This is a genomic window from Bacteroidota bacterium, from assembly GCA_039111535.1.
Lineage (GTDB): Bacteria > Bacteroidota > Rhodothermia > Rhodothermales > JAHQVL01 > JBCCIM01.
Genome location: JBCCIM010000038.1, coordinates 15,558 through 37,707 on the forward strand (window position 1 = coordinate 15,558; position 22,150 = coordinate 37,707).

The window sequence follows — 22,150 nt, forward strand, 5'->3', positions numbered from 1 at the left end:
GATGGAAGTAGGATCAGTAAATCAACTGAAATTCGGGAAGCATAAACAACGCCCACAGGAAATCTTGCAGATCAACTTCGTCAACAGGATCGCCAATGATATCCAGTGCGGCGCGGAGCTCCTTGCGGGTAGGCTCCCGCCCGAGTGCGGTTTGGTAGATATTGGTTACGAGTGCCTTGCCATCGGTGGCGTACTGGTTGAACCATTGTTGGGCACCTTCACGCAAGGCAGTATTGAAAAAGACACCATTGGTTAATTCCAATGCTTGAAGCAAGGTAGCCTGATCGTCGCGGCTTGTGGTCACGTTTTCCCGGGTTGGCCGGCCCAGCGCTTTCATAAACGGATCCAGTTTCACGAGTGCGGCGCGTGCAAAGGGCAGCCCGGATGGATCATTGTTGTGTCGAAAATCAAGCAGTTGCCCCCAGTGACTACGGTTGAAGCTTGCGTATCGGCGTACTTGCGGCCATGTACTGTCATCAAAAGCTGGCTGCTCCCATCCATTTGCGGGCGGTTCAGCAACCGAGCGCCAACTGTCATCGGAAATGATTTGTTGTACCGCACCTTTGGGAGAAGTCACTTGCAAACTAAATAGCACGCCGGCCGGATTGGGCAATTCGCCTTCATTCTCGCCGGCAATGGCAAGGACATTTGTACCCTCAACGAGGTGTTGTTTCAGGTCGAGTCGTTGCACACGCCGCCAGTCTTTGCCTGTTGCGACCGCATTGCCATTCACGTACAGGGTAAAGCTGTGGTCAACAGCAACCAGGGCTTCAGCCTGTTCAATCGTATCTGCTGTAAGGGTAAATGAGTGCCTGAAATAGCGCTTGCCGGGTTTGGGTAATACATCCCGATCCACCACCCGTTCGCGGTGCCAGATCCAGCCGGCCTCGGTGTGCTCGCCTTGCGGGTTAAAAGCTACACCATGGTATACTGGTCCCAATACCTGGCTCATGGCGTCTGCAAATTGTTCAGCGGAAAGCCGGCGGCGAGCAGGTCCTTTAAACTGGTAGCCATGGGCCAGCAAATCTTGCTCGGCTTTAACGGGCACCGACGCAAGCTGGTACGTGTCGGAGGTCATGATCTGCCTGATAAGATGCTTTAGATCTGCTTTGTTGCCGCGAAAGTCTGCTGCAATCCAGTCGAGTACATCCTGGCTCCATGGTGGGTTGTCCATGGCGTCTACGGGCATAACGATACCGCGGCCCAACAGGCGATCCCAGACGCGGTTGGTGATGGTCCGGTACAACCTGCCATTTGCCGGTTGTACAACAACCTCTGCAAGCTGGACCAGCCGCTCTTCAACAGACGATGCGTCTACTTCGCCGAGGCCAGGGTAGATAAACGCCGGCTTCGCCATGCGGCCCGTTGGTTTGTCACAACGAAAAACCTGCATGGTAGAATCTGAAAAAATGCTCGCAAACCCATAAGCCTGATCGAGCGTGAGGTTGCTTACAAAGCTGTTGTGACAAGAAGCACATTTCAGGTTTGTCCCGAGTAAAGACTGCGAGATATTTTGCGCAGCCTGCATCTGTACGCTCTGGCTGTTGTTAACAAAACCCCGCCACTGTATCCCACGGATGAATCCGCGAGATGCCGCATCGGGGTTTAGCAAGGCGCGTACCATCTGATTGTACGACCAGTTCTCTTGCAGGGCGGAGTAGAGCCATGTGGTGATTTGTTGCCGGCCTCCCGTGATGAAGCCAGTGCCGGAGTAATCATTGCGGAGTAGATCATTCCAAAAACTCAGCCAGTGCTGCGCGTATGCCTCATCACGATTGAGGAGTTCATCAACCAAACGGGTGCGTTTGTCTGGTTGGGTGTCGGCCATGAATGCGCTTATTTCATCGGGAGATGGTAGCAGACCGATGACATCCAGGTAGGCGCGCCGGATAAAGGTTGCATCTTCAACCCGATCGGGCCACCTGATGCGTGCTTGTTGAAAATACTGATCGACGAGTTTATCGATGGGATGTGTTATGGTGTTGGTTGTCGGAAGGCGTGGCTGGGTGAGCGCCATTTCTGCTTCCGGGAAAACTTTTAGCTCCGCATCTGCCCAGTGGGCACCCTGGTCAATCCAGAGGCTGATGAGAGCAATTTCCTCACTGCTGAGCCCTTTGCCTTTTTTTGGCATGGCTTCTTCGTGGTCACGCGGCAAATTGAGCCGGCGGATGATTTCACTGTTGCCGGCATCCCCGGCCACCAGAATGACACCGTTTTCTCCGCCCCGAAAAACATCTTCCTCATTATCAAGGATCAGTTCGCCTTCATGTTTCTCCGTGCTGTGGCATTTGTAACATTTGTGTGCAAAGAGGCCGCGTACTTCAAGGTTGAGCTGGTCGAGTTGTCCGGACGAAAGTTCCTCGTCGTTTACTGCCTGAAAAGCAGACAACAGTTCACCTGCTCTACTGTCAGGCTGATTCCATGGTAATACTTCTGTCAGGTATCCTGAACCATGGGTGAGACTCGCCCCAAAGTGTCCGGCAAGCGTAAGGCCAAGTACGCAGATCGCAAATGAAATCCTGTAAATTCGCCAGGCTTCGGGTTGTTGGGTGCGCGTTTCTTTTCGAAGTAAAACATAGGTGAAGCAGGCAAACACGGCTGTAACGATCCCACTCCATTTATGGAATTGCAACGTATTGCCCGTATAGCCGCCAGGCAAAGAGAGGAGCCAGCCCAGCACACTGGCTGCTACTGCTGTTCCCGCGCCAATAGCCACCATAGCGTAAATGCCGTCACGAAGTCCTTCACGAGTGCCGCGAAGAGCCAACAGTTCCAGCAGGAACGCGACAACGAGTAAACCAATAGGAAAATGAACGATCAGCGGATGAAGCCGGCCAAGCAGTTCCCAAATCCAGTACAGTGCTTCCATGGAGGAGTGGGGTTCGGTTTTTTGTACTGTTTATTAAGAAAGTTGATGGGTGAGAAAAGTGCAAGCAGGAAAAATTGCGTACAAAAAACGGGTTCAGAAATCGCTGTTATTTATAAACAGTCGTCTCTGAACCCGTTTTTGAATGTCGAACACCGAACAAGGAATTTTGAAAGTTGAAGTTTAGATTCCTTCAACCTTCAACCTTCAACCTTCAACCTTCAACCTGTTCTAGTTCTCTCTAATTTTAACGCTGCCGCCAGAGGTACGCAGGGTGAGGAGCGGGCCGCCACCGTTGATTTCGCCCTGGAGTTGGGTTTTCTTGACTGTCCCGCGAACGGCTACAGCAAAGTCGGTGCTCACCGAACCCCCTGAAGCTTTGGCATCGAGGTCAGCGCGGACGTCGTCGTCCAGGTGGATTGTTACGGAGCCACCGGAGGTTTGCAGGCGCATATCTTCTTTGGGCTGGCCGAGAATTTCTGCTTCGATACTGCCGCCGGAAGTTTTCGCGTTTACAGCGCCGGCAATTTCGCGCAGGCGGATGGTGCCGCCGGAGGTATGGGCGTCTACCGTTCCATCTACATCGGCGATGCTAATGCTGCCGCCTGATGTTTTGGCATCAATGGCTCCGTCTGCGCCGTCAATGTTGATGCTGCCGCCAGAGGTATGCAAATCCGCAACAAAACCCAGGCCGCGTCCCTGAATGGAGCCGCCGCTGGTACGTGCTGTTACGCTGCCAGCCAGGTCACGCAATTGGATAGAGCCGCCAGAGGTTTTCAGGTTTACATCGCCGGCGATATTTTCTGCATGGATGCTGCCGCCAGATGTTTTGAGGTCGACTTCTACATCTTCGGGTACGAGAATCTCATAATGCACTTTCAGGCTTTTGCGCCAGTTGATGCGTCCGCGAGGTTTGTCGTATTCTCCAATGATTTCCAGGCCCCTGCCTCGTTCGTCAAAAGAGATTTCGTAACGATCAAATAGTTTTTCAGCTTCGTTACGGCTTACGTTGTTTACACCTTTGATGATGTTGACAACAACTTCGCTGCCTTTGCTCCCTTCAACAACAACAGAACCCATATCTGCATCGAGGGTGATCAGGCTTCCATTGGCTACATCAAAGCGTTTGGAGGTAACTTCGTCGTGGTCGTAGTTTTGTGCAAAGGTCGTGGTTGGTACAGCAAGGAGGAGGCCGGCAAATACCAGCAACTGTACCATTTGACGTACGTGTCTCATGGGAATAAGGGATTATAATGGTTGGTATGGCATATCAGACGGGTTCCGGAAGTTGTTTGTTACAGCCTCGGATTTAGTGGAGTTGATGGTTGTTGTCACAATACCCTGAAATGAAAATACCCTGAAATGAAAATACCCTGAAATGAAAATACCCTGAAATGAAAATGCAGCACACCGCTGCTTTCGCGCGGTGTGCTGCATGACAGTGTTGTACTAAACGAACGAGGATTAAACTTCCCAGCCTTTTCTGTAGTTGCGCTTCAGTAAGGCATTGGCTTCGGGGACGTTGGTAATCTTCATGTTCTCGTGGTCCCATTCGAGTCGCTTGCCGGTCTGGATTGCAACCGTAGCCAGGCAGGTAGCCTCAGCAAGATCTTGCACATTGATGAAACTGCCGCGCGATTGCCGTCCTTCTTTGATCGCATTCATGTACTCGTCTGTGGCGCCAACCACATCTTTTCCATCTCGGAGCTTCGGCATAGAACCTTCGAGCGCCTTCATGCGGCCTTCCGGCAATAGCTTGAATCGCCGGCCATGGAAGTCGCCCAGAATGGCGCCGTATTCTCCGATATAGAGCATGCCTTCGTCGGCGAGCTCCTCATTCGATCCCAGCATACTTGCCGGAATAAAGGGCTTCATGCCGCCATCATACCAGTAAATATCCATGTCGGCATGTTTGAGATGTACCGTGCTCGCATTCGGGAAGGCTACTTCGGAGCGCCGCCATTGTGACTGGTTACCTACAATCACAGCGCTGGTAGAGACATTGGCCTGCACGCTCATAACCGGACCGGGGTTCAAGATCCGGTAGGTGCGCCACAGGCTGTAATTACCCATATCCCCAAAACAACCGCTACCAAAGTCGAACCAGCCGCGGAAGAGGGCGTGGGTGTAGTCGAGATGGTAGGGCCGGTCGGGTACCGGGCCGAGCCAGAGGTCCCAGTTCATGCCTCTGGGTACCTTCATTTTTTCTGTTGGGTTTTCCATCCATCCCTGCGGCCAAATCGGGCGATTAGACCAGTTGTGGACTTCTGTAACCTTGCCAATGACACCAGACTGAATCCATTCTTTGAGCTGATGGTGCTCCGGATCATTGATCCATGCCATTAAATGTGTGGTCACACCGGTTTCTTTCGCTGTATTGACCGATTGGCGAACCTCGTGCATCGTGTTAGCGAGGGATTTATGCGCTACCACATGTTTGCCGGCTTTCATTGAGGCAATATTGATAACCCCGTGCAAATGCTCTGGCGTCATGTCGATGACAAGATCTATGTCATTGTCTTCAGCCAGCATTTCCCGATAGTCTTCATAAGTTTTCAGCCCTTTGTAATCACCGATGCCACGGATGTTGGCGTAGTACGACTCAATCAACTCTTTGCCTGCTTCACGGCCGGCCCGGATTCCGTTCTTTGAGCCCCATCTGGGGTTTTTGATAAATTTGCGGACCTGGTCTCGCGTGTAATGCGGCCCCCAATCACGATAGTCGTCGCTATCTTTGTTGGGGTCACAGACTGCTGCAAGATGGAGGTCTTCACGCGGTAGCCAGTCACTCATAAGCTGGCGTAGCGCCTGGCATCCTGAGCCAACAAGGGCTGCGTTTATTTTGTCACTTGGGGCGACGAAGCCCGGCCCGCCTAGGACTTTGCGGGGTAATACGGTAATGGTGGATGCCGCGGCGGCAGTGCCGAGAAACTGCCGGCGGTTGATGTTTTTGTTGGTAGGCATAGCGATTCTTTTTGCCGTTTTGGTGGATTACGTGCTTTTGAGCGGTATACCTACAGTTTACTAATTTTTATTTGAGGATTCACCCCTCATCGATATCTCGTGTTTTTTTGGCAATTTTAGTGTTCGAATTCGAACATTATCTGTATTGCTACCGTACAGCGAAAAGGGTGAAAATTGGGCTGTATGTGGCTTTTTTCCTGTTTTAAGGCCGATTTTAGCTACTGGCACATATATTGAAAGTCCGAGTGATGTATGCTGCCACACACGGTCCAAGTCGAGAGTCCCATGCTGAAAAACTATTTCAAAATCGCCATTCGCACGCTGGTCAAACACCGTGGCTACGCATTGATCAACATCCTTGGGCTGGCCATCGGCCTGACATGCTTTATTCTTATAAGCCTGTTGGTCCGCTTTGAGTTGAGCTACGATGGTTTTCACGATAAGTCTGATCAGATTTACCGCATCGTTCGGGACATTCCGGGTAAAGATTTCCTGGGCAGCAATCTGTGGACTGCTTCGCCGGCACCCCTGGATGCTGCACTGGTTGAGGAGTTTCCAGAGGTTGAATCCGCAACCAAACTCTCTAAAGCCAGCGCGCTGATTCAAAAAGACCAGGCCGGCTTTTTTGAAAACGGCATTTTTACCACCAACACATTTTTTGATGTTTTTACATTCCCGCTGGTTCATGGGGATGCTACATCCGCACTCCGCGACCCAGGTGCAATAGTACTCACCCGGTCGCTTGCTGAAAAACATTTTGGCGATGCCAATCCTGTTGGGCAAACGCTCCTGGTATCGCTGGATGGTGAACACTTTAATGGCATTAACGCCATGACCGTAACTGGTGTGGTAGAGGATGTGCCAGCCAATAGCCATTTTACGTTTAGCTTTTTGGTGCCCGTGTCGAGTTCTCGTGAAAACGTGAACTACATCGATCGCTGGGACAGCAACAGTTATCTAACCTACCTGACACTCGCAAAAGGACAGGGTCCTGATGCCCTGACGGAGAAGTTGGGCGTAATCAATACCAAACACGTCCTGCAGGAACGGTACTACCAGGAGAATCCGGACAAAATTGAACAGTTCCTTTTGCAACCACTTGGTGATATTCACCTCTATTCCGATGTAAACGGTGAGTTTAGTGTAGGGGGGGATGGCAGGTACGTTTTCCTGTTTTCTTTCATTGCCCTAATGATTTTGTTGATTGCCTGTATTAACTACATCAATCTGGCAACTGCCCGCGCCTCTACGCGGGCCATGGAAGTTGGCGTTCGTAAAGTGATGGGCGCCCAGAAGCGGCAGTTGATTGGACAATTTATGAGCGAGGCCCTTGTGCCGGCGCTTATCGCATTGGCGATAGCCATCCAGCTTGTTGTGGTTCTGCTCCCCACTTTTGGTGAATTGACAGCGCGCGCGTTGACGCTCGACGTGACCAACAACAGCCTGTTTTTGTTTACGCTGGTGCTTATCGGCTTATGTGTGGGGATTCTGGCCGGCAGTTACCCTGCCCTGATGATGTCCCGATTTAGTTCAGTCGGTATGATGAAAGGCATATTGAAAAACCGGAAAAGCAAAACTGATCTGCGTAATGCGCTTGTTGTTGTGCAGTTTACGATTAGCATTATGCTCATTATCGGCACCGTGGTCATCCAGCGGCAGCTGCATTATATGCAAAATGCCCAAATTGGGGTAGACCGTGAGCAGGTGGTTGTTATTGAGATTAAAGATCGTGAACTATACCGGCAATATGAGCCGCTGAAGGAGACGTTGGAGCGCTTTCCACATATTCGGGCGGTTACAGCGGCTCAGACAAATCCTACTTCCATCGATGCCGCAACCCTGGTGCAGAATGAATATGTGCCGGCTGAAGAAGGTGTTATGGTATATCGGTCTGCCATTCAACCCGGATACATTGATCTGTTTGGTATCGAGATGCTCGAGGGGCGGACCTTTGATGCGGCGCGCGCAACAGATGAAGCATCAGCCTTGATCATCAATGAGACGATGATGCACCAACTTGGATGGGAAACGGCAATCGGAAAGTATTTACCGTTCAGGGGGCGCGAAGAAATTGTGGGCGTGATGAAAGATTTTAATTTCCATTCATTCCGGCAGCAGGTCGCGCCCCTGGTGCTGTATCTGGAAACGGACTGGTGGTTTCCTTATCAGAAAATGTTTGTAAAAGCCGGCACCCAGAACATGCCGGAAACCATCGCTTTCTTGCAGGAGACCATGGCGGCGTTCTCGCCGGCTTATCCCTTCGACTATTATTTTCTCGACGATGCCTATAACCAGCTCTACCAGACGGAAACGCGCCTGGGCAAGCTGCTCAATTACTTTACCGTTCTGGCGCTGTGTATAGCGTTTATGGGCTTGCTGGGGCTGGCTACATTTACTGTGCAGCAACGCACCAAGGAAATTGGCGTCCGTAAAGTGCTTGGTGCTTCTCTGATAGATATTTTGTTGATGCTCTCTCAAGATTTTACCCGGTTGGTTGTTGTGGCGTTTGTGCTTGCTGCGCCGGTAGGGTACTTCGTGCTGCGGGGATGGCTGGATGGCTTTGCCTACCGTATCCCGCTTGGGGTTGGCACGTTTGTGTTGGCCGGCCTATCTGTCCTGGTGTTGACCTGGCTCACGGTTGGTTACCAGTCACTGAGCGCTGCACTCGCTAACCCTGTTTCCAGCCTCCGCCATGATTAGACGGCGAAGGCTCGAGTACCAGGAATTAGAAATGCGGGTGCGCGTTTGCCACCTGATCCAGCGGCGTTATGGGCTGTTCGACACGCCAGTGTTCTGCGATTTTCCCCTCGTCCATTCTGAACCAATCAAACGCTACCCGTTCAGGGGTACCAAACTGATGGGTATGTGCCAAAACCAGATCACCCGATCCAATAACCCGCTTGGCATCGTGTAACATACGCCCCCCATTTTTTTGTTCGATATGATCCTGGAGGACGGCCAGGCTCGATAGCGGCCCCTCTGATTCATGGTGATACACATAATTGGGGTGGACGAGTGAGGGCAGCAGATCAAGCCGGCCGCGGTTGAGCACATGGTCCAGGAATCGGTGTACCGTTTGTTTGTTTTGCATAACGGTGGGTTTGGTAACGGCAATTTCTCCATCGCCATCGCCAGCAGTTGCGGCGTCTACCTGCGCTTGGGGCATGGGATGCAGCGCGTCCCAGTGCTCCTGTATTTTCCCATCCTCGATACGCCACATGTCTACACAAAGCAAGGGATGCTCTCCCAGCGGGTTTGGAGCCGTATAGTAGCCGTGGTAGACCACAATATCATCATCCGCGATCCACCTGATTGGTTTGTATGCAAAATCAAAGGCAAGCATTTCTTTGATGTGTTTAATGCCGTCCTGCGCCCATGGGTTGTGTTGGATGAAATCAATTGCGAAAGAAGTTTCAACCACCACTTCGTTTTTTGTCTTGAGGATAGCGTCCATGCCGTCCCATACCAATTGCAGGTTTTGCTTTTCGGTGCTGCTTAAAGCCATGTTTTTTCCTTGTCTAACTTTAGTATGTGGGGTAAGACAAGGTATTTTTTAAAGAGTGATTATATCAACTAGTCATGCTTATTTGATCTAGTCATAAAATGTAGACTTTTGAGTTTTTAGGTGCTATTGGAATGAGAAAAAATTGTTGGCAGACACGAATGTTGCAGTGTTAACCTTTACACCACGCGTCATGTCCAACTCGATTGGGCATCCACCGTCAACTATTCGCTAGTATCAGGGCTGATGTTATCGTATGCCAGTAGCGTGACTGCCTGCAGTATTGCGCACACGCCCCCAACCGTCATGCCCAACTTGATTGGGCATCCACCGTCAACTATTCGCTAGTATCAGGGCTGATGTTATCGTATGCCAGTAACGTCACTGCCTGCAGTATCGCGCGCACGCCCCCAACCGTCATGCCCAACTTGATTGGGCATCCACCGTCAACTATTCGCTAGTATCAGGGCTGATGTTATCGTATGCCAGTAACGTCACTGCCTATAGTATTGCGCACACGACCCCAACCGTCATGCCCAACTCGATTGGGCATCCACCGTCTACCATCCGCAGATATCGACATACAAATCTTTCCACTGAGGATTCTGCTTTTCAATCAGTGCAATTTTCCATGACCTATTCCACTTTTTCAACTGCCGCTCGCGAGCGATAGCATCCAGAATGCGGTCGTAAGTTTCAAGGTATACCAGTCGGTGAAGGCTGTATCTGCAGGTGAAGCTTTTCTCCGTCATTGACCGATGTTCACCCATTCTTCTGATGATGTTATTGCTGACACCTGTGTAAAGTGTGCCGTGTCGTTTGTTGGTCAGTATGTAAACGTAACCTGTTTTCATGATTACTCAACGATGGCAATTGGTATATAGGCCTTGGTTGATAGACGTTTTTTTGGCGATTAGCATACCTGTGGATGCCCAATCGAGTTGGGCATGACGATGGGGACGCCGGGGCGCGGTAGAGTGGTGTATAGGCCTTGGTTGATAGACGTTTTTTTGGCGATTAGCATACCTGTGGATACCCAATCGAGTTGGGCATGACGATGGGGACGTTGAGGCGTGGTAGAGTGGTGTACAGGTTTTGGGTGAAAGACGTTTTTTGGCGATTAGCATACCTGTGGATGCCCAATCGAGTTGGGCATGACGGTGGGGGGATGGCGGGAGAGATGCCAGATGGTGCTTGTAACGTGTGGATGCCGGCGGGGCACAAATCTTTGCCGGGTTCGTCGAACGAAAAAAAGCACATTTTGTAGCAATGGCACTGACTCAGGAAGAATTACAACGCTACAGCCGGCATATCATTTTGCCGAACGTTGGCCTGGAAGGGCAGGAGAAACTAAAAGCGGCCGCTGTTTTATTGGTGGGCGCAGGGGGGCTTGGCTCTCCGTTGGCGATGTATCTGGCTGCTGCCGGTGTAGGTCGCCTCGGGTTGGTTGATTTTGATGTGGTGGATGTCTCTAACCTCCAGCGGCAAGTAATGCATGGCACCAGCGACGTTGGCCGGCTCAAATTGGATTCTGCCATCGAACGATTAACCGAAATCAATCCACTGATTCAAATTGATCGCCACGAAGTAGCACTTACAAGTGCAAATGCACTGGAAATTATAGCCGATTACAATCTTGTAGCTGATGGGACCGACAATTTCCCTACCCGCTACCTCGTAAACGATGCCTGTATCCTTGCCGGCAAGTTAAATGTCTATGCGTCGATCTTTCGATTTGAAGGGCAGGTCTCTGTGTTTGGTGCGCCAGCGGGGCCATGTTACCGGTGTATTTACCCCGAACCTCCGCCACCAGGATTGGTGCCGTCGTGCGCGGAGGGCGGGGTGTTAGGTGTTTTACCGGGTATGGTAGGCACCATGCAGGCAACTGAAGTCATCAAATTGATTCTTGGTGTCGGAGAGCCGCTGATTGGCCGGCTTATGCTGGCTGATACCCTTACGATGCAATTCAGAGAGTGGAAGGTGCCTCGCGATCCTGATTGCCCTGTGTGCGGCGACACCCCAACGCAGACCACGCTGATCGACTATGATGCGTTTTGTGGTATCGGCGGTGCTGATGATCCGCTGGCAACCGACGAAATAACGGTTACAAGATTTAATCAACGCCGGGTAGCAGGTACTGCACCGGTACTGCTGGATGTGCGTCAGCCTTTTGAACTTGAGATTGCTACGTTGGGTGCTGATAAATCAATTCCCCTTGATGAACTCCCAGGCCGCATTGACGAATTGCGCGCGTTTCAGCACGCTGAACTGGTTGTTCACTGCAAATCTGGGGGACGGTCTGCTAAAGCGGTACATCTGTTGAAAGACGCCGGCTTTACGCGGGTCGTCAATCTTAAAGGCGGCACCCTGGCCTGGAGCGATGACGTTGATCCGGCGGTGCCAAAATATTAGGTGCGTAGCAGCTTTTTGCTAGTTGTTTTTGTTGATCAGGTGCTCGCCTACACGTAGGGCTTGCGCTGCAATCGTTAGGGCCGGATTCATAGCAGCTGAGGAGGGGAAAAAGGAGCTGTCTACGACGTACAGGTTGTCGAGATCGTAGGCTTTGCAGTATTCATCAAGTACTGCCGTGCCCGGGTTTTTGCCTGCGCGGATGGTGCCACACTGGTGCGAGTTGGTTGCTATGCCCATCGGTTCAATAAATACAAACGGATAGCCGGCATCTTTCATCATTTGGCTTGCCAGTTCACACAACTTGCGATGCGAAGTCACATTGTTAGCCTGCCAGTGTACCTGAATTTTACCGGAATTGGTGAGTGAAATCCTGTTCTCTGAAACCGGCAAATCTTCAGACATCACCCACCAGTCTACGCTGCGGCTTGTCATGGCTTTCAAGATGGGGCGGGGCACGTAGCGGCGAGCGGCGGCCACCATGGGCGCCTGAACCTTCCCCAGCAACTGGAGATTCCCGAGGGGATAAGGCCAGTCGGGTCCGCTGAGATAGAAATCGTTTACAGCCAGCGTCTTCTGAAAGACAACGTTGTTGCGCCTCATCGGGTCGACAGCAACCATGCCCGAGTTGTTGTGCACCATGTAATTGCGCCCAACCTGATCAGATGCATTTGCAAGGCCAAGCGGGTGTTTGTCGTTGGCTGATCGCAGCAACAAAGCTGCGCTGTTAACGGCACCGCAAGCAACGACAAAGGTGCCGGCTTGAATCTCCTCCGTTCGCCCATCACGGTCGATTTCTAATCCGGTCACTTTTTTGCCAGATGGGTCGGTAAGCAACCGGCGGGCATAGGTGTTGGCCATCAGGGCTACATCTTTGCTTTGTAATGCTGGCCGCACACAACAAATGTCTGTATCGCTTTTTGCGTGAACCATGCAAGGGAATCCATCACAGGTCTTGCAGCGAATACATGTGCCGCCTTTTCGCAGGTCAATGCCCATCGGGTAATGGAAGGGATGCAGTCCTTGCTCGCGTAACCGGTCGGCGAGGTCTGCTATGTAGGGTTCGTGAGGTACGGGGGGATATGGGTAGGGATTGTTTCGGGGCGGGTCTGTTGGATCGTCGTTGGCCAGGCCATGAACCCGGTAGATTTCTTCTGCTTTATCGTAATATGGTGCGAGGGTGTCGTAGCTGAACGGCCACGCCGGCGAGATGCCGCCTTCGTGCTCCAGGACGTCAAAATCTTCTTTGCGAAATCGAGGCAACGCTGCACCATACATTTTGGTGTTGCCGCCAACGTAGTAGTGTACGCCGGGCTTGAAAGCCGTGCCTGCCGTGTCGTACCACAGCTCTTTTGGCTTATAACGGCTTTTGAAGTAGGCTTCCTGCGGATCCCAGTTTTGAGGCTCCTGGGGCAAGTAGTCGCCGCGTTCGATGAGTAAAACCGAGGCGCCGGCATCTTTTAGCGCATAGGCAAGGGTACCGCCGCCGGCGCCGGTACCAATAATCACAAAGTCAAAGTAGGAAGCCATGGTATGCAGGTGGGCAGAAGAGGAGGATCTCGGAATATGCAACTTTACCGGTGGATTTTCAATACCGGTGTTTTGGTCGCTACCTAGCTGTAACAACAGGGAAACACCTGTAACTTACGAGCGTGTAGCGGTATAAAATTGCCAACGCTTCAATCTTGGAAGTAGATCGTACCCTTTTCTACTGCCGGCCCTTAAATCAACGACACCACCTTATCATGCAAAAGGCTGCCAAACCCACCTGCAAATGTGGACACGATCGGGATAATTTCTGGGTGTCACCCAAAGCGCAGTATCCTACGTGGAATTTTCTGATGGGCATTTTTATGGGACTGAGCATGGGCCTGCCGCGAAGCGTGAAATTTGTCTGTCGGCAATGTGATGCCGTTGTCGAAGAGAGCAAAGATCCAGATACCATCAAGCGATTCAGTCAGCGCTAGGCTAAACCTCAACTGTGCAGTTTTAATTCCCTGCCCTCACACCAGCAAGCCTTTCACCTTTCGCCAAATTCTTCTGCCTGGTGAGTTTGTAAGGACTAATCTTATACCACCACCACTTGCTCCATCACCTGGTCCGGTTGCACTATTTTTGTCAGCACATTAGCAAAATGTGCCATCAGGCATTAAATTCTGCAATCGAAGACATCAATAGATGTTGTTGACACCCACTCAACCACCCATTTATCTGGAGGTAGACAGTCCATGAGCGAAGCGAAATCCGCTATTGGCGGCTTGAAGTACTGGCAGTTTTTTATTCTTCTCCTTGTACTTTCTGTTGTCAGCGTCTGGTATACCTTTAACTATGCCATCGAATTCTCTGCATTTGCCGTCGCGTTTGCCAAAGTATTCATTGCGCTTTTCCTCTTTTATCTCTTCGACTTGCTGGTGCTCAAAGATATAGACACCGTCGATGAAATTATCAAACAGAAAAACCTGCCACTAAGCATTTTCTTTTTGGGATATGCGATCATTATTGCTGCCTGCGTTGCTACTGCTTAGCAGCGGGTGTACACAAGAGGAGCCAGGCTTTCATTCAGTAAATCAAGATCCGGACCTGAGTGTTGTGTCTTCATTTGCCAACCTGCCCGATGAGATTGGCGGGTTGCCAGATACACTGCACGTGGGCGCTTCTTTTCTGGAGCCGCCACCGGAGCCTCCATTGCCTCTCATGCACCTTGATTCCTCAAGGGTTTATGTTGGTGTAGTTGAGGATCCGAAAGATTCCAATCGCGGCGAAGCAGTTGAGAAATTTCTTGCGGCTGTTGGATTGAAGCCGTTTCAGGATGAAGAGGGCGAATGGAAGAGTTTCCCTTATTGCGCAGCCTTTGTGTCTTTTTGTCTGGATGAAGCCGGCGATGTGGCATTACCACTTGTCCGTTCAGCCGGCGCCCGCAAGTTTATCACGGGTAACAGCATCCGGGCAAATGAAGTGCAGCGCGGCACAGTGCCTATTGCACCCGGCACCCTGGTTATTTGGAAAGCAAAGCGCGACCCAACGGATACAAGGGGACATATCGGGCTCGTAGTTGAGTGGAATGGGCAAGAAGGCATTACTATTGAAGGCAATACCGGGCCTGGCGATGAAGGGGACCAGCGCGATGGCGGTGGTGTGTACCAGCGGAAGCGGCTTCTCAGTCCGGGCAGTGCGTTTCGCATAACAGATTTTACCCCGGTTGTGTATAAAAAATAGTGATAATCACTTGCTTCAATCAAACACACATAGTTGTCCAGTACGTGTTGCGGCACCTGGTTTTTGCCACGTGTTTTGCGAGGTTGTTGCATGAATAGCAAATATTTACATCTCATTGCCTTGATCGTGGCTGTGTTTTTTGCCGGCATCTTCATGCGCGGTGAGCGTGCCCGTAAAAAGCAGATCAAACGCGAACTGTCTGCCATCGAGCAGCGTCAAGATGAAATCAATGCGATTGTAGCGGACATTGTGCGGGTCACAGCCGAGAAAGACAGTTTGCTAAAATTGCAGATTGCTTTGGCCAAGGAAGAAGTCAGCAAACTGAATCGAGAAGAAGCACTGCCTCGCAACCGTATTGATTCTCTGGGCCAGGAAATTGATCGCGTAAATGCCCTGCTTGCTTCACTAGGGCAGGCCATCAACGATGTGCCCGATTTTATCATCGACGCAGATAGTATGCACGCGGTCGGGCTGGATCCAGATATTACTGCCGCAGACTCGATTGCGTTTAATCCTATCCGCACGTTTGTTGGCCGGCCTTTGCTGGCTGTCACCCCAACGCCCGCAACTACAGCTGATGCATCCCGTGGGCCGGCTTTTCTGGGCGTTGCGCGGATGTTTGCAGAGCGAGGTGTGCAAGAAGTGCCGCCAGGGTCAAACCGCGGTCCGGATGTAGAAAAGTTTTTGGCGGCTGTAGATCTCTTTCCCTCAAAGGACCGCTTTGGCAAATGGCATAGTTTCCCATACTGCGCAGCTTTTGTATCGTATTGCCTCGATGAAGCCGGCGATGTGGCGTTGCCCCTTGTTCGTTCAGCCGGCGCCCGCAAGTTTATTACCCGGAATAGCATTGAGTCTCGTATTGTGCTGCGGGGTGGGACACGCATTGAGCCCGGTACGTTGGTCATCTGGGCGCGGAATGCACGCGACCCCCGCGATCCATCCGGACATATTGGCTTTGTAATAGACTGGGAAGGGCAGGCCGGCACAACCGTTGAAGCCAATACCACATCGGGCAAGCAAGGCAGTCAAAGGGAGGGAGACGGGGTCTATTTTCGCAAGCGCATGCTGAGCCCAGGCAGCGCATTTCGTATTACTCATTTTACACCTGTTCGCCTGAAATAAGATGATCAACACCGTTGTTACTACCGCGTTGGCGCATCCTAATTATCTGAGCCTGGGTGCCCTCATTGTGTCTGTTTTTTTTGCCGGCAGTTTTTTGCAGGGAGAACGGGTACGGAAACAGGAAGTAAAGGAGCAGCTTCGTGAAATTCAGAAGCTGGCTGACCAGTCTATGGCCAGGGTCGACCAGGTTCAAGCCACGCTGGCTGCTGAAGATGCCCGGTTAGTGGCAGAAATCAGTGAGGCCTACACAGCATTGGCCGCATTGAACGAGAAGGAGCGTGTACAACGCCTGGCGCTCGAAGAGACTGCGCGGAGAAACCAGCAGTTGGCAAACCGCCGGCAACAAAACCGGCAGCAGGTAAACGAAAGCTCTGGCTTCATCATTGACAACTAGGCAGGTGCCTGATGAATAACAATTACATCAGTTTAATAGCGATGCTGGTTGCGGTGTTCTTCTCCGGCGTTTATCTCCGGGGAGAGGCTGCGAGGAAGCAAGATGTAAAACGTGAACTTGATCTGATTCGTGAGCAGCAGGAGCAAATCATTAACCGGGTTGATGAAATCAATCGCGTTACAGCAGAACGAGATGCACTGCTGCTCAGTCGCATTGACAGCGCGCGGACCTACATCGATTTGCTTAATGCGGAAGAAGCGCACACCGCGGCAAAAATTGCGGGGTATGGTGACAATATCCAAGCTTTGCAAACGGGTATCGATAAAAGCCTCGCAGACATTGCCCTTTCTGAAGGTTTAGCTGTAACTAATGCGCCTGTTGAGGTGCCTGCAAGTGAGCAGTGAATGCTCATCCTGCACCCGATTTTAATGACAATATCCTGGAATTAACACATGAAAACGATAAAGCAAACGGCCACCCTGATCATAGCAGGATTACTGTTATTCCCTTTTGTCGGGACCGCTGTACTTGCCCAGGAGACCGGTGCTACCACATTTCTCCGCAAAGTGGAGTCGTTCAATACGCAGAATAACGACACGGTGACGTTTGAATACATTGAGGTCCCGGACCGGGCCAGCCTTGCAGCATTGGCCGGCCGGCTAACAAATCCCAATAACTACCCCCTGGTCGTTCTCAAAAAAGATGTGTTTGGGCCGGGCGTGAAAATTGTCAAAACGCTCGACTTGCAAATCCTCAATTATGAACTGCGGGACCAGCAGTGGCAGGTACTGGATTCTAACCACGTAGAAAAGTTTAAGCGCCTGGAAGAAATTGCAGCGCTGCAAGAACAGCGTGTGGCCGTTTTTGATTCTGCCAATGTGCAGCTACGGGAGCAAATCACCCAGCTCAATGACCAGTTGGATGCTTCTGTGGACCTGACAAGGAAAACCATTCGCGCGCGCCAGATCAAAAACATTTGGATCGGTGCCCTTGGAGGTGCTGTTGGGTTTACCGTTGGGGTGCTCATCTCTGCTTTAGCCAACTAAGCTATTTGCTGCCTCTACGAATCTGTTCGGGTTAATCGAGAAGCACTTCAAATGCCTGTGGCACCACTGGCACAGTTGGTAATGGTTTTTTGGGAATAAACACTTATCATTAATTGATACGTGTTTTTAATAGGCTTTAACCCGAAAACCATGTTGCTCCGAAAAGCTTTGTTTTCAGTGCTTGCGCTGATGCTGTTTGTACCCTATGCACACGCCCAAAAAATCCAGGGCATGGAAGCCGCAACCGGCCTTGGCTTTGGGGGCGCGTTGGCCGTCTCCGAGACTGATATTTTTGTAGGATCTGCGCCAATTGGCTGGCCCCGGGGTGATGAGCCGGCCGGTACGGTTTATCACTACACCCGAGGTGCCGAAGGGGAATGGGTTGAGACAGCTCGCATCCAGGCAAGTGATGCCAGCGTTGGTGATTTTTACGGCCGCTCGCTGGCAACAGACGGACAAATGCTCGTTGTAGGCGCGCCAGGCGCTGCAACGGCCTATGTCTATGAAAAGCAGGCGGACGGCAACTGGCAGGAAACCGGCATGGTCAAACCTGATGGGATGAAGTCGCAAATGGAGTTTGGTGGCACTGCCGCCCGTGGTGGCTACCGGACACGCGCTGTTGCTTTTGATGGTGACCGCATTGTGGTATCAGCTTTCAGAAAACAGGCGCTTGGTTTACGCACGTCGCCGAGAAATGAAAATGCTGAGTCGGGCCAGGTTTTTGTCTTTAAGAAAACGGCTGACGGTTGGCAGCAGGAGACCATGTTTGCTCCCGACGAAAGTACACCCGATGGCTATGGCTACGGTGTTGCCATGCAAGCGAACCACATTTTTGTAGGTGCTCCCGGAGCAGCTGAAAGCAAAGGAATGGTTTACAGCTATACACTGGATGCCGAAACAGGTGAGTGGGATCGTAGCGCTGTTGCTCCAGGGCAAGAGCTGGCACAAAACACTTACTTTGGCGCAGATCTGGCTGTTCAGGGTGAAGAGTTGTTTATCAGTGCGCCCCGTCACAACCAGACCGGTGTTGTTTTTGGATTTATGCAAGACACCGAAGGTAACTGGCGCGTTGCAGGCCAGTTGAATGCTTTTGAACAGCGCACCCGAAGCCGTGGTAACTTTGGCCGGCAAATTGCTGTTTCTGACCATACCCTGATCGCTTCCAGCACCCAGGGAAGCGTGTATGCCTTTCAGCGCGGTAGCGATGGTGGATGGGTTGCCATGCACAGCATTCAGCCGCAAGATGAGCGAAGCGCCCCTGCCTTTGGTATTGGTGTTGGCGTACACAACAATGTAGCTGTTGTCGGCTCGCCACGAGCAGACTATGAAGAAGGCCTCGCAACTGTGTTTGAATCAACTGACATGGGGGCCTGGGAAGCAACAGCTTCTCTGATTAGTGAAGTTGCGCATCTCGCTTCGGTCAAAGGCGGCAAAGTGCTCTGTGAAGACGGCGCTGCAAGCCATTTTGATTGCGAGAAAGTAGACATGATTTCATTCATGTCTCGCAGCGAAATCTCACCCAATCGTGGGTCAAAAATGACAGATATCTGGGGCTGGGAAGATCCAGAAACGGGTGCAGAGTACGTGCTGCAGGGCCGCGAAGACGGCGTCGCCTTTATCGACATCAGAGATCCTTATAATCCAGTTTATGTCGGACAGATGATGAAAACTGAAGGATCGCCTGGTAGCGGTTGGCGCGATGTGAAGGTTTACAAAGACCACGCGTTTGTGGTGGCTGATGGCGCCGGCGAACATGGCGTGCAAATTTTTGACCTTCGCCAGCTACGCGACGTACCAGCTGGTGAGATGCCTAAAGACTTTGAGCAAACAGCCCACTATGATGGCGTGCACAGTACGCACAACATCGTGATTAACGAAGAGACGGGTTTTGCTTATGCCGTGGGTAACCGCGCCGGCGGTACCGTCTGCGGTGGACAACTGCACATGATCAATGTACAGGATCCTGTCAACCCAACTTTTGCCGGCTGCTTCAGCCACCAGGGTGCCGGCGGCACACACGACGCCCAGTGTGTGGTTTATCGCGGCCCAGATTCCGAATTCCAGGGCAAAGAAGTATGCCTGAATTCAAATGGCGGTTCGTTCATTATTGCAGATGTGTCGGACAAAAAGAACCCTTCAACGATTTCGCATACAACGTATCCGAATTTGGCTTACACCCACCAGGGATGGTTGACCGAAGATCAGCGATATTTCTACATGAACGATGAATTGGACGAAATGAACGGTTCTGTTGAACAGACGCGCACGTTGATTTGGGATGTAAGCGAACTGGGAGACCCCGTTCTGGTGAAGGAGTTCATGCTTGATTCAAAAGCAAGTGATCACAACCTGTACATTAAGGGTGATTTGCTGTACGAATCAAACTACCAGGCTGGATTAAGAATCCTGGATATTTCTGATCCAGAAAACCCTGTTGAAGTTGCACACTTTGACACGGTGCCCTTCGGCGAAGATGAAGCCGGCTTTGGCGGTTCATGGAGTAACTACCCCTACTTCAAAAGCGGCATCATCGCCGTGAGCAGCCGCGGTGAAGGGATGTTCTTGTTGAAAAAGCAGGAAGTGGATTTGTAGGAATGCCGAATTTCGAGTGTCGAATGCCGAGTGATACCCATCGCTCGGCATTTGATGTTTTGGGGCTGTGGTGCGAATATCGAACACCGATCAAGGAATGTTGAAAGTGTGGTAACACTTTCTTCATTCTTTATTGCACGATCACTTGAAGCAACTGTGAGCCTTGTCGGAGTAGGTAGAGTCCTGGCGCATATTTAGAAACGTCTAACCTGTGGATGCCTGGATTAACTACTTCTAGGTTATCGATTTGTCTGCCAAGGGCATCAAAAACCTCAATAACCCCAGGCATTGAGGTTTGCACTACAAGCGCTGAACTGACAGGGTTGGGATATGCGTTCAGAAGTAATTGGGGTTTGTGTGCGGGCTCTTGATCAATACTTACGCGAATGATTTCATCAATCCGCGTCACATTGCCATACACAAGGTTGCCAACTATTGCCCCGATGAGTCCATTGGCTTCTCCTATTTTATAGATATATTTCCATATCAACAGCTCGTTTGGTGTATTCTGAGCTGTAATTTGCCAATGTGTTGAATCTTGAGGGTTGCCATTTGGGTTCTCAATAACATTGATAACGATATTACCTTGCCCCAATGCATACTGAAGAGTATCTCTTTTATGGGTTATGGTATCCAGGAAAATAGACTCAGGGTAAGTAGCTGCGATTGTATCTATTTTCGCTACGCCTGGTTTAATGCTTCGTGTTAGATAATGATCATCTGTGAAGCGATACCAAAACTCATGGGATGGACAAAATTGTGGTGCAGGGTCACATTCTACATTTTGTATGGCCACCCAGCTTAAGTTATCAATTAAAGTATCCTTGGTTGCTTGCTTGATGTCATCAACAAGGAAGCCGCCACCGATATCGTACTGATAGTGCCAGTAATTCCCAACTTCAAGTGGAAACCAACTTTCAGGATTTACTGAATGCTCTTCCTGGATAATCCGTTCACCGTACGTCATGTCTCCAATGCGAGCAAATGCAAGATAACCATCTGGGCCATCCCAGTATGCGTATCTGATCAGCCCCAAATCTGCTGCATAGGCTTGCTGAAAACCGTACTGTGTACCGGTAATTGGATCAGGGACAATTAATTCTTTAACGGCAGAAACTGGGACGTGCACAGGGCCGGGGAAAGTAATTGTAGTATCATATCGACCGCTTACAAACGCTCTGTTAAGCAAACCAACATCAACACTATCTTTGAAGTCAGCATGATACCAATACAAGGTGCTGTCCACGGCTAAAGAATCTTCCGTAATGCTGTTGAAGGAAAGCACGGCGCCGACATCATTGTAGCGTAACCAAGTCTCTCTTTCATATGATAGAATTTTCGATAAATCATACAGTTCAAATTTTGACTTGAAATACTGTCTTCCTGCCACAAGTGTATCGCCTGTTATTCTCGTGCGCCTGAAAGTGGAAATAGCTGACGCAAAAGCATTTTCAACGATCTGCCATTCGTTACCTACTTCTAGCGGATAATACCTGCGGTTATCAAGTGTGTCTGGGATTATTTGTATTTGCCCCTGAACTATCTGCGTCCAGATAAAGAGCATAACTATAAATACGCGTAGAAGTGACCTTAAATAGTACACCATTGTTCAAACTATTTACAGGGAGGTCCCTAAGAGTGTCGTGAACGGATTGGTGTGGCTATTTGCCAAGATTTGTGCCAGTTAACTGTAATTACAGAGGAAGGATTTGTACAAAACGCTACGTTTGCGTTTCAGAGAGATCCTTCAGGGGCTCTGTTCGAATTATCAGGATGCCGGGGAAATGAGGGTTGTAGTGTGCTTCGAATATCGAACACCGAACCAAGGGTATGCAGAAAAATTTATGACCAATACGCGGAGATAACCTGAAAATCAAAACGCTTTTCGTTGATGGGTGCTTTTGACAGTGCTAAAGGTCATACGCAATAGTGAATTGTAAGCTACAGCCTTGCATGAAAAACCGCGTACGTTCATTTCTTTTACCCAAAACAAAACAGGGCCCCAAAAGAAACGAACCAAAGAAAAGGGCACCACCAAA

Annotated in this window: 17 protein-coding genes; 10 read left to right on the top strand and 7 right to left on the bottom strand. The window is 50.6% G+C overall.

Annotation, left to right across the window (positions count from 1 at the left end; translation table 11 throughout):
* Positions 1–13: 13 nt before the first annotated feature.
* The 3 genes from AAF564_08375 to AAF564_08385 all read right to left on the bottom strand — a co-directional run bounded on the left by AAF564_08375 (position 14) and on the right by AAF564_08385 (position 5,830).
* Positions 14–2,869 carry a DUF1549 domain-containing protein gene (locus AAF564_08375; protein MEM8485553.1) on the bottom strand — a complete coding sequence of 952 codons (2,856 nt, stop codon included), beginning with the start codon at positions 2,867–2,869 and terminating at the stop codon, positions 14–16.
* Between the two features lie 228 nt (positions 2,870–3,097).
* Positions 3,098–4,102, bottom strand: coding sequence for a DUF4097 family beta strand repeat-containing protein (locus AAF564_08380; protein ID MEM8485554.1), 1,005 nt, complete (start codon positions 4,100–4,102; stop codon positions 3,098–3,100).
* 228 nt (positions 4,103–4,330) lie between these two features.
* A complete protein-coding gene (locus AAF564_08385; GenBank protein ID MEM8485555.1) occupies positions 4,331–5,830 on the bottom strand; it encodes a Gfo/Idh/MocA family oxidoreductase in 1,500 nt (499 codons plus the stop codon).
* A gap of 285 nt (positions 5,831–6,115) precedes the next feature.
* On the opposite strand from AAF564_08385, the gene AAF564_08390 reads away from it, so the two are divergent.
* Entirely contained in the window at positions 6,116–8,530 is a 2,415-nt protein-coding gene (locus AAF564_08390; GenBank protein MEM8485556.1) for an ABC transporter permease, read from the top strand.
* 25 nt (positions 8,531–8,555) lie between these two features.
* Here AAF564_08390 and AAF564_08395 read toward each other — a convergent pair whose 3' ends face one another.
* Both AAF564_08395 and AAF564_08400 read right to left on the bottom strand, forming a co-directional pair.
* On the bottom strand, positions 8,556–9,335 hold the full coding sequence (locus tag AAF564_08395) for a nuclear transport factor 2 family protein (GenBank protein ID MEM8485557.1): 780 nt from the start codon (positions 9,333–9,335) through the stop codon (positions 8,556–8,558).
* 557 nt (positions 9,336–9,892) lie between these two features.
* A complete protein-coding gene (locus AAF564_08400) occupies positions 9,893–10,186 on the bottom strand; it encodes a GIY-YIG nuclease family protein (GenBank protein ID MEM8485558.1) in 294 nt (97 codons plus the stop codon).
* A 415-nt stretch (positions 10,187–10,601) separates the two neighbouring features.
* Here AAF564_08400 and moeB point away from each other — a divergent pair, with 415 nt between their 5' ends.
* The gene (moeB, locus tag AAF564_08405) at positions 10,602–11,744 is read left to right on the top strand and encodes a molybdopterin-synthase adenylyltransferase MoeB (protein MEM8485559.1); all 1,143 of its coding nucleotides are present in this window, start codon (positions 10,602–10,604) and stop codon (positions 11,742–11,744) included.
* A gap of 18 nt (positions 11,745–11,762) precedes the next feature.
* Here the strand turns inward: moeB and AAF564_08410 are convergent, their stop codons facing one another.
* Complete coding sequence (locus AAF564_08410) at positions 11,763–13,271, bottom strand: GMC family oxidoreductase (protein MEM8485560.1); 1,509 nt, start codon at positions 13,269–13,271, stop codon at positions 11,763–11,765.
* Between the two features lie 215 nt (positions 13,272–13,486).
* Here AAF564_08410 and AAF564_08415 point away from each other — a divergent pair, with 215 nt between their 5' ends.
* From AAF564_08415 to AAF564_08450, 8 genes are all read left to right on the top strand, one after another.
* Positions 13,487–13,708 carry a hypothetical protein gene (locus AAF564_08415; GenBank protein MEM8485561.1) on the top strand — a complete coding sequence of 74 codons (222 nt, stop codon included), beginning with the start codon at positions 13,487–13,489 and terminating at the stop codon, positions 13,706–13,708.
* 261 nt (positions 13,709–13,969) lie between these two features.
* Positions 13,970–14,266, top strand: a complete 297-nt coding sequence (locus tag AAF564_08420) for a hypothetical protein (protein MEM8485562.1) — start codon at positions 13,970–13,972, stop codon at positions 14,264–14,266.
* Entirely contained in the window at positions 14,229–14,957 is a 729-nt protein-coding gene (locus AAF564_08425; protein ID MEM8485563.1) for a CHAP domain-containing protein, read from the top strand. Before AAF564_08420 ends, AAF564_08425 begins: the two co-directional genes overlap by 38 nt.
* A 90-nt stretch (positions 14,958–15,047) precedes the next feature.
* Entirely contained in the window at positions 15,048–16,079 is a 1,032-nt protein-coding gene (locus AAF564_08430; GenBank protein MEM8485564.1) for a CHAP domain-containing protein, read from the top strand.
* Position 16,080: 1 nt separating this feature from the next.
* The gene (locus AAF564_08435) at positions 16,081–16,473 is read left to right on the top strand and encodes a hypothetical protein (protein ID MEM8485565.1); all 393 of its coding nucleotides are present in this window, start codon (positions 16,081–16,083) and stop codon (positions 16,471–16,473) included.
* A gap of 11 nt (positions 16,474–16,484) precedes the next feature.
* Positions 16,485–16,877 (top strand): hypothetical protein, encoded by a 393-nt coding sequence (locus AAF564_08440; GenBank protein ID MEM8485566.1) that lies wholly within the window; start codon positions 16,485–16,487, stop codon positions 16,875–16,877.
* Positions 16,878–16,925: 48 nt separating this feature from the next.
* The gene (locus AAF564_08445; GenBank protein ID MEM8485567.1) at positions 16,926–17,519 is read left to right on the top strand and encodes a hypothetical protein; all 594 of its coding nucleotides are present in this window, start codon (positions 16,926–16,928) and stop codon (positions 17,517–17,519) included.
* A gap of 150 nt (positions 17,520–17,669) precedes the next feature.
* The gene (locus AAF564_08450) at positions 17,670–20,111 is read left to right on the top strand and encodes a choice-of-anchor B family protein (GenBank protein ID MEM8485568.1); all 2,442 of its coding nucleotides are present in this window, start codon (positions 17,670–17,672) and stop codon (positions 20,109–20,111) included.
* A 130-nt stretch (positions 20,112–20,241) separates the two neighbouring features.
* On the opposite strand, the gene AAF564_08455 is transcribed toward AAF564_08450, so the two are convergent.
* The gene (locus AAF564_08455; GenBank protein MEM8485569.1) at positions 20,242–21,675 is read right to left on the bottom strand and encodes a T9SS type A sorting domain-containing protein; all 1,434 of its coding nucleotides are present in this window, start codon (positions 21,673–21,675) and stop codon (positions 20,242–20,244) included.
* Between the last annotated feature and the right edge of the window lie 475 nt (positions 21,676–22,150).